This is a genomic window from Sorangium sp. So ce1504, from assembly GCF_051521635.1.
Lineage (GTDB): Bacteria > Myxococcota_A > Polyangia > Polyangiales > Polyangiaceae > Sorangium > Sorangium cellulosum_B.
On sequence record NZ_CP150365.1, the window covers coordinates 9,058,364 to 9,072,711 of the forward strand.

The 14,348-nt window shown below is 70.6% G+C and carries 10 protein-coding genes; 4 read left to right on the forward strand and 6 right to left on the reverse strand.

Annotation, left to right across the window (positions count from 1 at the left end; translation table 11 throughout):
* Positions 1-29: 29 nt before the first annotated feature.
* From hydA to WMF39_RS34180, 3 genes are all read right to left on the reverse strand, one after another.
* Positions 30-1,433 (reverse strand): dihydropyrimidinase, encoded by a 1,404-nt coding sequence (gene hydA / locus WMF39_RS34170; protein ID WP_437740661.1) that lies wholly within the window; start codon positions 1,431-1,433, stop codon positions 30-32.
* A gap of 183 nt (positions 1,434-1,616) precedes the next feature.
* Complete coding sequence (locus WMF39_RS34175; protein ID WP_437740662.1) at positions 1,617-2,489, reverse strand: nitrilase-related carbon-nitrogen hydrolase; 873 nt, start codon at positions 2,487-2,489, stop codon at positions 1,617-1,619.
* On the reverse strand, positions 2,489-3,937 hold the full coding sequence (locus tag WMF39_RS34180; RefSeq protein WP_437740663.1) for a CoA-acylating methylmalonate-semialdehyde dehydrogenase: 1,449 nt from the start codon (positions 3,935-3,937) through the stop codon (positions 2,489-2,491). The genes WMF39_RS34175 and WMF39_RS34180 overlap by 1 nt, the downstream gene beginning before the upstream one ends.
* 649 nt (positions 3,938-4,586) lie before the next feature.
* Between WMF39_RS34180 and WMF39_RS34185 the strand changes: the two genes are divergently transcribed.
* A complete protein-coding gene (locus WMF39_RS34185) occupies positions 4,587-5,015 on the forward strand; it encodes a hypothetical protein (RefSeq protein WP_437740664.1) in 429 nt (142 codons plus the stop codon).
* Positions 5,016-5,088: 73 nt separating this feature from the next.
* Positions 5,089-7,395: an Rv1355c family protein gene (locus tag WMF39_RS34190; protein WP_437740665.1), complete on the forward strand. Its 2,307-nt coding sequence runs from the start codon at positions 5,089-5,091 to the stop codon at positions 7,393-7,395.
* A gap of 57 nt (positions 7,396-7,452) precedes the next feature.
* Here WMF39_RS34190 and WMF39_RS34195 read toward each other — a convergent pair whose 3' ends face one another.
* Together WMF39_RS34195 and WMF39_RS34200 are read right to left on the reverse strand one after the other, a co-directional pair.
* On the reverse strand, positions 7,453-7,833 hold the full coding sequence (locus WMF39_RS34195; RefSeq protein WP_272095325.1) for an STAS/SEC14 domain-containing protein: 381 nt from the start codon (positions 7,831-7,833) through the stop codon (positions 7,453-7,455).
* Between the two features lie 76 nt (positions 7,834-7,909).
* Positions 7,910-10,051 carry a hypothetical protein gene (locus WMF39_RS34200; RefSeq protein ID WP_437740666.1) on the reverse strand — a complete coding sequence of 714 codons (2,142 nt, stop codon included), beginning with the start codon at positions 10,049-10,051 and terminating at the stop codon, positions 7,910-7,912.
* A 447-nt stretch (positions 10,052-10,498) separates the two neighbouring features.
* Between WMF39_RS34200 and WMF39_RS34205 the strand changes: the two genes are divergently transcribed.
* Both WMF39_RS34205 and WMF39_RS34210 read left to right on the forward strand, forming a co-directional pair.
* Positions 10,499-11,284 carry a TerC family protein gene (locus tag WMF39_RS34205; protein WP_437740667.1) on the forward strand — a complete coding sequence of 262 codons (786 nt, stop codon included), beginning with the start codon at positions 10,499-10,501 and terminating at the stop codon, positions 11,282-11,284.
* A 170-nt stretch (positions 11,285-11,454) separates the two neighbouring features.
* Complete coding sequence (locus WMF39_RS34210; protein WP_437740668.1) at positions 11,455-11,922, forward strand: response regulator; 468 nt, start codon at positions 11,455-11,457, stop codon at positions 11,920-11,922.
* 131 nt (positions 11,923-12,053) lie between these two features.
* On the opposite strand, the gene WMF39_RS34215 is transcribed toward WMF39_RS34210, so the two are convergent.
* A complete protein-coding gene (locus tag WMF39_RS34215) occupies positions 12,054-14,192 on the reverse strand; it encodes a S9 family peptidase (protein WP_437740669.1) in 2,139 nt (712 codons plus the stop codon).
* Positions 14,193-14,348: the final 156 nt, after the last annotated feature.

Genomic DNA, 14,348 nt, shown 5'->3' on the forward strand with positions numbered 1-14,348 from the left:
CGCGGCTCCTCTCGGATGGTGCGTGGTGGCTAGAAGGCCTGGGCTCCCTGGGTCGGGGCGAGCCGGCGGGGTAGATAGCGCCCTGCGCCGCGCTGCACGTCGAGCTTGCCGTCCGTGCACTGGACCCGGCCGTTGACGATGACGTGCGTCGGCTTCCCCTTCACCTCGAAGCCCTCGAAGATGCTCCGATCGCACCGGTGATGGTGGGTCTTCGCGGAGATCGTGCTCGTCCCCTTCGGGTCGAAGACCACGAGATCCGCGTCGCCGCCCGGCACGATCGAGCCTTTGCGCGGGTACAGCCCGAAGATCTTGGCCGGCTGCGTCGAGAAGAGATCGACGAAGCGGTGGACGTCGATCCGCCCCGCGAGCACCCCGTAGGTCCAGAGCAGGGCGAGGCGGTTCTCGATGCCCGCGGCGCCGTTCGGGATCCGCGAGAAATCGTCCTTGCCCATGTCCTTCTGGCCGACCTGGTTGAAGGGGCAGTGGTCGGTCGCCACGGTCTGGATGAGCCCCGACGAGAGCGCGGCCCACAGCGCGTCCTGGTGGCCCTTCGGCCGGATCGGCGGGCTCATCACGTAGGCCGCCCCCTCGAAGCCGGGCTTCTCGTAGACCGAGTCGTCGAGCAGGAGGTACTGCGGGCACGTCTCGGCCATGACCACCTGGCCCCGGCTCCGCGCCTCGGTGACCGCGGCGAGCGCCTCCTTGCAGGTGAGGTGGACGATGTAGATCGGCTCGCCGATCATCCGGGCGAGCATGATCGCGCGCCCCGTCGCCTCGCCCTCGATCGGTGCGGGGCGGCTCTGCGCGTGGTACCGCGGGTGGGTCTTGCCCTCCTTCAGGAGCTTCTTCTGGAGCGCGACGACCGCGTCGCCGTGCTCGGCGTGCACGGTCACGAGCGCGCCGAGGCCCTTGGCGGCCTGCATCACCTGGATGAGCTCCGGATCGTCGACGCCGATGGCCCCGCGGTAGGCCATGAAGGTCTTGAACGACGGGATGCCGTGCTCGCGCGTGCAGACGGCCATCTCCTCGAGCGTGTCGTCGCCGAACCAGGTGACGGCCATGTGGAAGGCGTAATCGGAGACCGCCTTCTTCGCCTTCTCGTTCCACATCGCGAGCCCGTCGAGCAGCGCCTGCCCTCGGGCCGGGATCACGAAATCGATGATCGAGGTCGTGCCCCCGGCGACGCCCGCCGCCGTGCCGGTCTCGAAATCATCGGAGCTCTCCGTCCCCATGAACGGCAGCTCCATGTGCACGTGGGCGTCGACCCCGCCGGGGAAGATGAGCTGCCCCGAGGCGTCGATCACGGTGTCCCCCGCGCGCTCCTTCGACAGCCCCGCGCCGACCGCGGCGATCTTCCCGTCCTCGCAGTAGACGTCGCCGACGAACCGGTCGCTCGCTGTGATGATCTCGCCGTTCTTGATCAGGATGCCCATGTTGCTCCTCCGCGGGTGAGCGCCGGGCGGCGCGTCCCCTCCGGGGGGCGGCGCCGCCATGGCGGGGGAAACGCCGGGGGGGAGAGCCGGCCGCGACCAGCGCCCCGGCGCTGCTGGTGTCTTCGCGGTGGACTTCGCATCGCTCGTTGCCCGACCTCGCCGTCCTCCCGCCGCCCCGGGCCCTCAGGGCAGCTGTTCCGTGAGCTCGCCGTACGTCTCGGGCCGGCGATCGCGGTAGAACTGCCACGTCCTCCGCACCTCCTCGATCAGGTCGAGGTTCATCTCGGCGACGACGAGCTCGTCCTTGTCCTCGCTCCCCGTCGCGAGGAAGCTGCCCCGCGGGTCGCAGAAGTAGCTCGTCCCGTAGAACTTGCCGATGTTCCACGGCGCCTCGGTGCCGACGCGGTTCGAGGCGGCGATGAAGTAGCCGTTGGCCACGGCGTGCGCGGGCTGCTCGAGCTTCCAGAGGTACTGGGAGAGCCCGGCGACCGTCGCCGAGGGGTTCCACACGATCTCGGCGCCGTTCAGGCCGAGCAGCCGCGCCCCCTCCGGGAAGTGGCGATCATAGCAGATGTAGACGCCGATCCGCGCATACCGCGTCTGGAACGTGGGATAGCCGAGGTTCCCCGGCTTGAAGAAGAACTTCTCCCAGAACCCGTTCGTGTGCGGGATGTGCGTCTTCCGGTACTTGCCGAGGTACGTGCCGTCGGCGTCGACCACGGCGGCCGTGTTGTAGTAGACGCCCGCCATCTCCCGCTCGTAGATCGGGATGATCATCACCATCTTGTACTTCTTGGCGTACGCCGCGAGCCGCTCGACCGTCGGTCCGGGGACGGGCTCGGCCACATCGCACCATTTCGCGTCCTGCGAAGGACAGAAGTAAGGTGTATTGAAGACCTCCTGCAAACAGAGGATCTGCACACCCCTCTTCCCCGCCTCGTCGATGAACTGCAGGTGCTTCTCGAACATCGCGTCCCGGATGGCCATGACGGAGGCGCCGTCGTCGCCGATCGGGGTGGAGCACTGGATCAGCCCGCCAAGTACGTTCCGTGCCATCAGAACCACCTCGTGATGACGATCTTGCGCTCCGTGTAGAAGTCGATGGCCGTCGGGCCGTGCGCCTTGAGATCGCCGAAGAAGCTGCCCTTCTGGCCGCCGAAGGGGAAGAAGGCCATGGGCGCCGCGACGCCGATGTTCACGCCGACCATCCCGGCAGCGGCGCGGTGCTGGAACTCGCGCGCCGCGCGGCCGCTCGACGTGTAGATCGACGCCGCATTGCCGTACTCGCTCCGGTTCGCGATCGCGATCGCCTCGTCGAGGTCGTTCGCGCGCATCAGGCACGCGACCGGCCCGAAGATCTCCTCGGTCGCGATCACCATCCCTGGCCGCACGTCGTCGAAGACCGTGGGCCCCACCCAGTTGCCGTTCGGATACCCCTCGACCCTGGCGTCCCGGCCGTCGAGGAGGAGCGTGGCCCCCTCCGCCACGCCCTGGTTGATGTACGAGAGCACCCGGTCCCTGTGCGCCGCCGAGATCACCGGGCCCATGGTCACGCCCGGCTTCGATCCGTCGCCGAGCACGATCCCCTTCGCGTGGCGCACGAGCCCGTCGCGCACGGCCTCGTAGGTGTCGCCGACGCACACGACGACGCTGCCGGCCAGGCATCGCTGGCCGGAGCAGCCGTAGATGGACTCGGCCACGTTGGCGACCGTCATCTGCCGCTCGGCGTCCGGCATCACGACGAGGAAGTTCTTCGCCCCGCCGAGCGCCTGGACCCGCTTGCCCGCCTCCGCGGCGCTCTTGTACACGTGGCGCGCGACCGCCGACGAGCCGACGAACGAGACGCCCGCGATGTCCCTGTGCGCGCAGAAGGCGTTCACGACGTCGCGGCCGCCGTGGACCAGGTTCACCACCCCGGGCGGCAGCCCGGCCTGCTCGATCAGCTCGAAGATGCGCTGCTGCGAGAGCGGGACCTGCTCCGACGGCTTGAGCACGAACGTGTTCCCCGTCGCGATCGCGTACGGCAAGAACCAGAGCGGCACCATCGGGGGGAAGTTGAACGGCGTGATCGCGGCGAAGACGCCGAGCGGCTGGCGGATCGTGTGGCAGTCGATCCGGGACGCGACGTCCTCGAGGGCCTGCCCCATCAGGAGGGCCGGGATGCCGGCCGCGTGCTCGACGTTCTCGATGCCGCGACCGAAATCGTTCCGGGCCTCGGCCAGCGTCTTGCCGTGCTCGGAGGTGCAGATCGCCGCGATCTCGTCGCGATGGGCGTCGAAGATCTCGCGCAGCTTGAAGAGGTAGCGCGCCCGCTGCACCGGCGGCGTCGCGCTCCAGCCGGGGAACGCCGCCTGCGCGGCCTTCACCGTCGCGTCGACGTCGGCCGCCGTCGAGAGGGGCACCTCCGCGAGAGATTCCCCGGTCGCCGGGTTCTTCACCTCGAGGCGCGTCGCCCCCGAAGCTCGAGACCAGGCTCCGCCGACGAAGTTTTCCAGCACACGCATCGTGAAAAACCTTTCCCCCCGGCGAGGTCGTCACTCGGCAGCCCCGACCAACACGCCGGGCGCCGCCCCTGGCTGCTGGGCATCACAGCCCACCGATCGAGCGCTACATGCGGTGGGGGCCATCCGTCAAGCCTCGGTGCGATGCGGCGCGCACCGCACCCGCCTGCGGAAGATCCCCAGCGCACATCCCGTAGTATAGACCACAGAGCAGCTGGCGGCCCACCGTGCAACTGCCCAGCAGCACGTCATGAAATACTTTGGAAATAACTCGGGTATGCCCTGGGTGGGCCGCGCGAACGACGCGAACGACGCGAACGAGAGGACCATGCCGCTCGAGCGACTCCATCCGCCGCGATGCCCCACGTCGAGCCGGCCCGGCGCGGTCGCGGTCGCGGTCGCGCCGCGCGCGACGCGTCGCGCGCGGCCAGGGAGGAGTCGCGCCGAAGCGCGGCGCGGCCCGTCCACCGGAGCACCGCATCGAAAGTCGCTCGTGGTCGTTGCTCCGTCGATCGAACCGTCCTAGGTGCACCCCATGGACCTCGCGGATCCTTGCCCGGTGGCCAGGCGCACGACTATCCCAGGGGATGGCTGTGCGCGCTGGCGGCTCGGCGGTGCGCAGACGTAAGATCGGTGCGCGCTCGGTGAGACGATGACGAAACCCAGCATGCTGTTCGACACGACGGAGCACGTGCTCATCGCCGTCCACGGCAGGGAACCGCCGAGCGACGAGGAATGGGAAGGGTATATGCAGGCGGCGGGCAGTCTCCCGCCCGCCTGCACGAAGACTCTCGTGGTGACCGCCGGGGGGGGACCCAACGCGAAGCAGCGGGCATCCATCAACGACTACGTGAGCAAGACCGCGCTCACCGTGGCGATCTGCACGGACGCGCTCCTCGTCCGGCAGATCGGGACTGCGCTCAGCTGGTTCAACCCGCGGGTCAAGGCGTTCCGGGGCAGCGACGTCGTGGCCGCGCTGCGCTATCTGGAGATCACCGGGCCTGAGGCGGCCCTGGTGCAACACAAGGTCACGAAGATGAGACTCGAGATCGAGGGCCGGCCGTCCCGCGCGCCGCGCTGACCCGGGGGCCGCCGGGGAGATCGTGGCGACGCCTGGGGCGCGGGGGTGGTAGGAGGGGGACCGGACCACCGCGATGAACACGACCCGCTGGCAGCAGCTCATCTCCTCGCGAGAGGCGCGAGAGGCCCCGAACGGCGCGTGGCGGCCCCGCTTCTTCCGCCCGGCGCGCGAGGACGACGCGGAGGAGCTCGGCCGCCTGCTCCACGACGACGCCCGAATCGAGATCTTCGACACGATCGACCGGCAGCTCGCCGATCTCGTGAAGACCCGCCACCCCCGGGAGCGCCTCGGTGAGCGGGACGTCGCGCGGCTCGTGGGAGAGCACCTGAACGGCGCCCCCATCGAGGCCTATGGAGTCTGGGTCTACTATCCGTGGTCGCACCGCCTCGTGCACCTGCTCGATGAGGCCGAGTTCGTCGAGCTGCGGACCGACCGGAACAAGCACAAGATCAGCGGCGAGGAGCAGGCGGCGCTCGCCCGCCGGCGCATCGGCGTCGTCGGCCTCTCGGTGGGGCAGTCCGTGGCGATGACCATCGCGCTCGAGCGGGGCGCCGGCGAGCTGCGCCTCGCGGACTTCGACCACCTCGATCTCTCGAACCTGAACCGGATCCGGACCGGCGCGCACAACCTCGACCTGCCGAAGGTCGTCGCCACGGCGCGCGAGATAGCCGAGCTCGATCCGTTCCTCCACGTGACGTGCTTCCCCGAGGGGGTCACGGAGGACAATATCGAGCGCTTCCTGCTCGACGGGGGCAAGCTCGATGTCCTCGTGGACGAGTGCGACAGCCTCGATATCAAGCTCCTGCTCCGCGCGAGCGCGCGCGCCCACCGCATACCGGTCGTGATGGAGACGAGCGACCGGGGGCTCATCGACGTCGAGCGCTTCGATCGGGAGGGCGATCGGCCGATTCTCCATGGGCTCGTCGGCGATCTCACGCCCGAGCGCGTCCGCGGCCTGTCGACCGAGGACAAGGTGCCTTATGTCATGCAGATCATCGGCCAAGAGGCGATCTCGCTCCGGCTCCGCGCGTCGCTCATCGAGGTGCAGCAGTCGGTGAGCACATGGCCTCAGCTCGGGTCGGCGGTCGTCCACGGCGGGGCGGCGGCCGCGGACACGGCGCGCCGGATCGCCCTCGGGGAGCCGGTGCGGTCGGGCCGGTATTATGTCGACCTGGAGGAGCTCATCAGCGGCCCCGAGGGGGAGCCCGCCGCCGCGGACGCGCCGCGCGCGCCGGGCCCTGCCCTCGCCGCGGCGGCGGGCCCGCTCCCGGCCGCCGAGGCCGGCGCCGTCGCGCTCGACCCGGCGCGGCTGCGGCGGCTCGTCGCGGCGGGCGTCGCGGCGCCCTCGGGCGGCAACTGCCAGCCCTGGCTCTGGGTCCACGAGGACCGTCGCCTCGGGCTGTTCCACGACCGCGCGCGCTCCGAGTCGCTCGCCGACTTCCAGGGCGCGGGCGGCGTGGTCGCGCTCGGCGCGGCCGCCGAGAACGTCGTCCTCGCCGCGCACCGCGAGGGGCTCAGCGTGCGCGTCTCGCCGTTCCCGCGCGAGGGCGACGAGGACCTGGCCGCCACGTTCGCGTTCTTCGGCGCGCCGACCCCCGGCGCCGAGGAGCACGCCATGGATGGCCTCGCGGGCGCCATCGGGCTCCGGCACACGAACCGGCGCCCTGGCCAGCGGGCGCCGCTCGCGGAGGAGCACCGCGCCGCGCTCCGCGCCGCGGTCGAGTCCATCCCCGGGGCGCGCCTCGGGCTGCTCGAGGCGCCGGCCGAGCTCGACGAGATCGGCGCCCTCATCGGCGCCGGCGATCGGCTCCGGATGCTCGCGAGGCAGACCCACGCCGACATGATGAGGGAGGTCCGCTGGACCGAGGCGGAGGCCGAGGCGCGCCGGGATGGGCTGTTCGTCGGCACGCTCGAGCTCTCGCCGACCGATCTCGCGGGGTTCAAGATCTGCCGGGATTACCGCGCCCTGGAGCTCGTGCGGCGCTGGGGCGGCGGCCGGGGGCTCGAGAGGATGGCGCAGAAGGCGATCCGCTGCGCGACGGCCGTCGGGCTGATCACCCTGCCGCGCGCCCGGCTCACCGACTATTTCCAGGGCGGCAGGGCGGTCGAGCGCGCGTGGCTGACCGCGACGCAGCTGGGCATCGCGGTCTACCCGATGACGACGTTGCCTTACCTGTTCGCGCGGCTGATCCGGGGCCGCGGCGAGGGGCTCGACGCGGAGACCGCGGAGGCCGCGACCGGGCTCCGGGAGCGCTATCTCCGGCTGTTCGACGTCAACGACGCGACCGCGGAGGTCCTGCTCTTCCGCCTGTCGCTCGCGGGCCCCGTGTCGGCGCGCTCCCTCCGCCGCCCCGTCGACGACGTGCTCGTCGTGCGCTGAGCGGGCGGCGCGGGCGGCCCGCGCGGCGCGCCGCGGCGGCCCGCGCAGAGCCGGCCCTCACGGCGTCGGGCGATCGCCGAGGAGCCAGCTGCGCGCGGCCCCCTCGTCCTTGAAGACCCGCACGAGCTGCGCGGTCCCCGCCTCACGGGCGATCCGGCTCGCCTGCAGCGCCGCGAGATCGCTTTGCACGAGCTCGGCGGCCCTGATCACCCCCATCGCGGTCGAGGTCGCCGCGATGTCGCGGAGGAGCTCCGTCGCCTCCTCGGAGGCGATGGAAAAGCCACGGAAGTCCACGAGGACGCGGATCCTCCGGCCATAGAGCGAGCCGAGGGCCTTCTTGTACTCCGCCGCGTACGCCTGCGCCTCCTCCGTGCGCACGACGCCTTGCAACGTGACCTCGATGAGCGCGTTGATGAGGTCGATCTTGAGCTGGTACATGCCGCCTCACCTGGAGAACCGAGAGCGAGACTGAGACCGAGAGACCATAGCGTCGCGCCGCCGCTGATCCAGGCCGTTATCGCGGCTTCGGCTCGGTGAGCCGGTAGACATGCTCCACGAACTCCGGGACGAGCTCCCTGGCGACGATCCACAGCCGTCCTTCGCCGAGGTCGTGCAGGCCGGCAGGACCATCGAACGTCAGCTTGCCGCGCTCACCGAAGTAGATGAACGACTTCCTGTCGTGGCTGCGGAACCAGCCGCACGCCGCGTCGAGCAGCGGGCCGAGCGCGGCGTCTCCGCCGGGGCGCATCGGGAAGATGCGGACCGAGTCGAGGAGGCGGAAGAGGTTCGTGCCGAGCTCGCCGAGCTCGAGGACCGCGACCGCCAGCGGCTCGCCGTGCTGGCGCGCCACGAGGAGCACGCGCTCCCGCTCCAGGCCCGCGCTGCGCCAGCGCTCGACGCAGGGCCCCATCCCGAGCCTGCCGGGCACGAGATCGAGCGCCTCCGCGTACATGCGCGGCGACGTCGCGCACAGCAGGCCGAGCAGCGCCGCCTGCTCCCCGGGGGTCGGCTCGCCGATCTCGATCGGCCCGCCGGCTTCGCGCGGCGCGCGCGGCGCGGCGCGCGCGTCCACCCCCATCAGGCGGAAAGGCAGCGACAGGACGTGGCCCGTCTCGTGGCGCGCGCGGGCGAACTCGAACAGCGATCGCTCGTTCCACGCGACGTGCGCCTCCGCGTAGGCGATGATCCAGCGGCACTCCGGGTCGGCCATCGCGTGCTCGAAGCAGCGAGTGAACATGTCGCGGAGCACCTGCCGGGAGCTCAGGTTCGACGCGGACTTTGGCCGCTTCGCGAGCTGATGAATCATCCACGTGCTGTGGTATGGCTTCATGATCGAGAAATTGCCCTCGATCCCGTGCTCGGACAGACACGCCACGTTGTACAGGAGGTGCGGCACCGCCGCGGCCTTCTGCGCCATGGTCAGGAAGCTCGGCTTGATGGCCTCGAAGTGCTCCGGCCGCCGCCCGGAGAGGTTGAAATAGCCGGACGAGTCGAAGAGATCCCAGAGCTCCGCCTGCCACGCGGTCCCCCCGTAGGTCGTCGCGTGCAGGATGCGGGACACGAGCCTGAGCCAGCGCCGCTCGTCCTCGCGCCGCGCGGCGGTCACGTGCACGCTGCAGAGCTGGGTGTCCGCGCCCTCCACGACCGACACCGACCGCACCTCGCCCCGCAGGTGGACGACGCCGTCGTCGCCGTCGGGGAGCTCCAGCGAGAGCTTGTGCCTGGGGAGCAGCGGCGGGTGTCCCCTCGTCAGCGCCATCCGCAGGCCCGAGAAGGACACGTCGACCACATCGGCCTCGATCGGCGGGATGTGAAGCCACTGGGGGTGCAGGAAGCGCGCGGTGAGATCGGCCTCGACGCCCCGCTGCAGCAGGCTCTTGCGGAGGCGCTCCACGCGCGCCGGCAGCGCGGAGACGAGCTCGCCCGGGCGCACCTCGTCCGCGCGGACGTTGAAGCGAAAGACGGAGTTCTGCCCGGCGATCTCGACCGCGGCGTCCTCGCTCCAGCCCTTGATGCCGAACCACGTGACCGTCCCGGCCCCCACCTCGCCGAGCATCACGCAGAGGGGCGGCGCGCTCTCGGCGGCGCGGCAGACGACGCCCTTCCTCCGCAGCAGGAAGCCGAGGATGTTGCGCACCCTCCTGGGGTCGTCGATGATCTCGCGCACTTGCCCCGCGTCCGTGGCCGAGGGCCTGAACAGGCTCGCCGCGGCCGCCTTGGCCGTGCCCGCGTCGACGAGGGCGCGCAGCACGTCGCGGATCTGCCCCACCGCGCGGGAGGGGGTTCCGTCCTCGAACGACAGCCCGATGAGCGGCCCCCGCAGGCCCATCGACTGGAGCACCAGCACGGCGGAGAGCGGACCGATCTCGACGTCGCCGGCGTACAGGCGCACCCGGACGACGCTGCCGAAAGGGAACGAGGTCCGATAGTCGGGCTCGATCCAGGCGCTCATCGAGCCGAGCAGGACGATCGGGTAGCTCAGGTCGCGCCCCTCGATGCGCAGCCAGGCAGCGCCGCCGTCCAGCCAGCACGCCTCCGGCCCCCTGACCGCCGGATCTCCCCCGAGGAGCGCCCGATCCAGAGGCCCCCCGTCAGCGCTGCCGCCGGCGGCCCAGCGCGCGTCCTGCCCGAAGCCGACCTTCGGAACCACGGTCACGCGGTCCCCCCCTCTGTCGTGAGGCCACGCGTTCCAGGTGAGGAACAGGCAACGAGGCTGCTTCGCCAACATGGCGAGGAAGCACGGCGCTGTTCGGCGAGCTCGCCAACACCCCGCAGGAGCTCACCTGGAAGCCGGGAAGGAGGCAGATCCACTTGCGCGTACTTCCAGATCCTCTGTACCGGATGTCAACATCCCGCGTCAAGCGCCGCCCGTGCCGCGCGCGCCGCCGTGTGTCGCCGTGCAGGCTCGCCGCCGTCGACGCCGTCGACGCCGTCAACGCCGTTGACGTACTTTGCGTTCACGCATCCGTCGTAATCGCCGTCGCCCCGCGCCCTGAACACGGGAGCAAGATCGCCCAGGATCCACCGGAGAGCGGGGCGATGGTCCGGACGTGGCGGGCGGTCACGGCTGTCCATGCTACAAAGCGCCACCCCGATGCCTGACATGAGCGCCTTTCTGCACGCCGACGGCTGGATCACGCTGGCGACCCTCAGCGCGCTGGAGATCGTGCTTGGAATCGACAACATCGTCTTCCTCTCCATCATGACGGCGAAGCTGCCGCTGGAGCAGCAGCCGCTCGCCCGCCGCATCGGCCTCGTGCTCGCCCTCGGGATGCGGCTGCTCCTCCTGCTCGCGATCTCATGGGTGATGGGACTCAAGGCTACCCTGTTCAGCCTGCTCGGACACGACTTCAGCGGGCGTGATTTGATCCTGCTCGCGGGCGGTGTGTTCTTGATTGGCAAGGCGACCCACGAGATGTTCGATAAACTCGAGGTCGACGATCCCAAGGAAGAGCAGCCGAAGGCGAAGGCGTCGTTCCCCTCCGTCATCGCGCAGATCGTGCTGCTCGACATCGTCTTTTCGCTCGACTCGGTCATCACCGCCGTCGGCATGGCGCAGCACATCTCGATCATGATGGTGGCCATGTTCATCGCGGTGGGCGTGATGCTCGTCTTCGCCGGGAGCATCGGCGCGTTCATCCAGCGCCACCCGAGCATGAAGATCCTCGCGCTGAGCTTCCTGCTCCTCATCGGCGTGGTGCTCATGGCCGACGGCATGGGCCAGCACATCAGCAAGGGGTATATCTACTTCGCGATGGCCTTCTCGCTCGGCGTCGAGCTCATCAACATGCGCCTCCGGGTGCGCCAGCGGCCCGTCCAGCTGCACACGAGGATGGGGAGCTCTCCGGACCTCTCGCCGACGCACGAGCAGGCTCCGCCGGGGAGCTGAGCCCCACGCCGGGATCTCCGCGGAAGAGCCGGAGAGGCGGCGGAGGCCGGGGCGCTTGGAGCGAGCACCGGGAGAGCCTGTAAACAATTCGCACAGAGGTGGTCGACGAGGGTCGACGGCGAGAGCGGCCGGTCCCAGAAGTGACACCGGGGTTCTCCACCGAGGTGAGCGTGAGCGACGAGCGAGACGACCAAGGAGACTCAGAGCGAGGAAGGCAGCGGCGCATCGTCGTCGTCGACGACGACGACGCGATCGTCGAGACGCTGGCGGAGGTGCTGCTGGCGGAAGGGTACGAGGTCGAGGGGTACACCGACCCCCTCGAAGCCCTGGAGCGGCTGCGCTCCCAGGCGCCGCCCGACGCCATCGTCATCGACTGCGTGATGCCGTTCCTGGACGGGCCGCGCCTCATCGAGACGCTCGCGGCCGAGGGGAGAGCGGCGCCGGTCGTGCTCGTGACCGCGCTCAGCGATCCCGGCTTCTGCATCGATCCGAACCACCCGGACGCGACGAGGATCATCAACAAGCCGTTCGACCTGGAGCAGCTGCTGGAGACGCTCGACGACCTCACGAGCGCGCCCCCGGTGAGCGAGCCAGAGGCGCGGCGACACACGCGGACCGCGTCGACGCAGCGGACGTAGCGGCGCCGGACGCCCGCGGGCTGGGGGCGCCCGGACCACGGCGCACCAACGCGCATCAACGCATGACCCGCGCGGCTTCCCGCGGCGCGCCGGCGCGCCTGCCCGCCGTGGTGGATGGTGGAGCGGAGCGCTCAGGGCCGGGGGAGCGCCGCGGAGAGCCCGTGGACGACCTCGGCGCCCACGGGGACGGTGACGCTCGACCGCTTGAAGTCGCCGCCGACCGGCTCGTAGGAGCCGCCGAGGCACTGCGCGAGGAACGTCTCCGCGATCGCGTTGAACGACATGGAGTTCTCCGGGCGGGCGAAGCCGTGGCCCTCGTCGGGGTACAGCACGTACGTGACCGGGATGCCCTTGCTCGTCATCGCCTTGACGATCTGATCGCTCTCGGCCTGCTTCACGCGCGGGTCGTTGGCGCCCTGGCCGATGAGGAGGGGCCGCTTGATCTGGTCGGCGCGGTAGAGCGGCGAGCGCGTGCGCAGGAGATCGCGGCCGTCCTCGGTGCGGGGGTCGCCGACCCGCTTCGCGAAGAGCTCGAGCATCGGCGCCCAGTAGGGCGGGATGGACTGGAGCAGGGTCACGAGGTTCGACGGGCCGACGATGTCGACGCCGCAGGCGAAGGTCTCCGGCGTGAAGGTCAGCCCGACGAGCGTCGCGTAGCCGCCGTAGCTGCCGCCCATGATCGCCACGCGAGCCCTGTCGGCGATGCCCTGCGCCACGGACCATTCCACGGCGTCGAGCAGGTCGTTGTGCATCTTGCCCGCCCACTCGAGGTCGCCCGCGTTGACGAACCTCTTCCCGAAGCCCGTCGAGCCCCGGAAGTTGACGCTCAGCACGGCGTAGCCGCGGTTCGCGAGCCACTGGTGCATCGGATCGAGGCGGAAGGAGCTGCGCGCCCAGGGGCCGCCGTGGACGAGGAGCACCATCGAGAGCGGCCTGTCCGGCTTGCCGTCGCCGTCGGGGTCGGCGGCGCGCGGCAGCGACAGGTAGCTCACGAGCTCGAGGCCGTCGCGCGCCTTGATGACGACGGGCCGCAGCTTCACGAGCGGCTGCGACTCGAGCGCGGCGCGGTTCGTGAAGAGGAACGTCGCCTTCTTCGCGTCACGGTCGTAGAGGTAGTATCGGACCGGGCCGTCCGATACGGTGTATCCGACGGTCCAGCGTTTGTCGTCGAGCGACCGGCTCAGCACGTCGAGCTCGCCGTCGGCGACCGCGCGGAGGGCGTCGAGATCCGGCTGGATGCTCTTGTCGAGCACCTGCCAGCGCTTGCGCTCGCGCTCGGAGGCCGCCGCCTGGACCTTGCCCGTCTTCGGGTGGACGATCACGTCGCTGACATCGGCCTTCGCGTCCTCGGCGAGCACGGCGGGCTTCGCCTTCCGCAGATCGAGGGTGACGAGCGCGGCGGTGTCGCGGCCGCGGCTGTCCCGGAAATAGAGCGTCTTGCCGGCCGCGTCGAAGCCGATCGCCTCGCTCGTCACGGCGTCCTCGGGCCCGAACGCGACGAAGGGCTTCGGCTCCTTGCCGGTGAGATCGATGTACTCCTGGCCTCCGTCGCGCGTCATCCGCGACGCGAGCCGCGCCTTGAAGTCATGGTCGGTGACGAACCCCACGAACCCTTCGTTCTGCCGCACGAGCTTGCGCTCGCCGGTGCGCACGTCGACGCGGTAGAGGTCGTGGACCTTCTTGTCCCGATCGTTCATGCCGATCAGGATCTCGTTCGGGATCTTGGGGCTCATCCCCTCGAACATCGCGGCGATGCCGTCGAAGGGGGTGAGGTCCTTGATCTGCCCGGTCTTGAGCTCGACGGCGTAGATGTGCCAGTTCTCGTCGCCGGCCTTGTCCTGGCGATAAAGGACGTAGTCGCTCGCGTAGGGGAACAGGAAGGTGCGCACCCCGCGGCTCTGCTCCTTCGTGACCGGCTTGGCCGACGCCGGCGCCTGGGCCGGGCCGACCCACACGTTGAGCACGCCCTCGGAGGGGGCGAGGAATCCGAGCCGCTTGCCGTCCGGGCTGATCTGGGGGGACATGCGATCCGGGTTGCCGAAGAGCATGCGCCGCGGCATGAGCGTCGCGTCGGCGCGCGGCCCGGCCTTCGTCGGCGCGGCCGGGGCTGCGGCCGCCGGGGCCGCGACCGCCGGGGCTGCCGGCGCTGCCGGGGCCGGCGCGGCGGCCTGTCGGGGAGGCGGCGGCGCGGACGCCGGAGCGCCGCCGCAGGCGAGCGGCGCGATCAAGGGCAGCAGGAACAGCGATCGGAGCTTCTGGGGTAAGTCCATGGGTTCACCCGGGGCGCGGAGCCGCTGGCGGCACCCCGCATGCGCCGGGCCCGCGCGCCGAGCGTCATAACCGAGATCCCGGAGGCCGGTCTACGGGGCCGCACCGAAGCGCCCGCGATCCGCCCAGCCCGGATCGCCTGATCCGCGGGAGTGTGC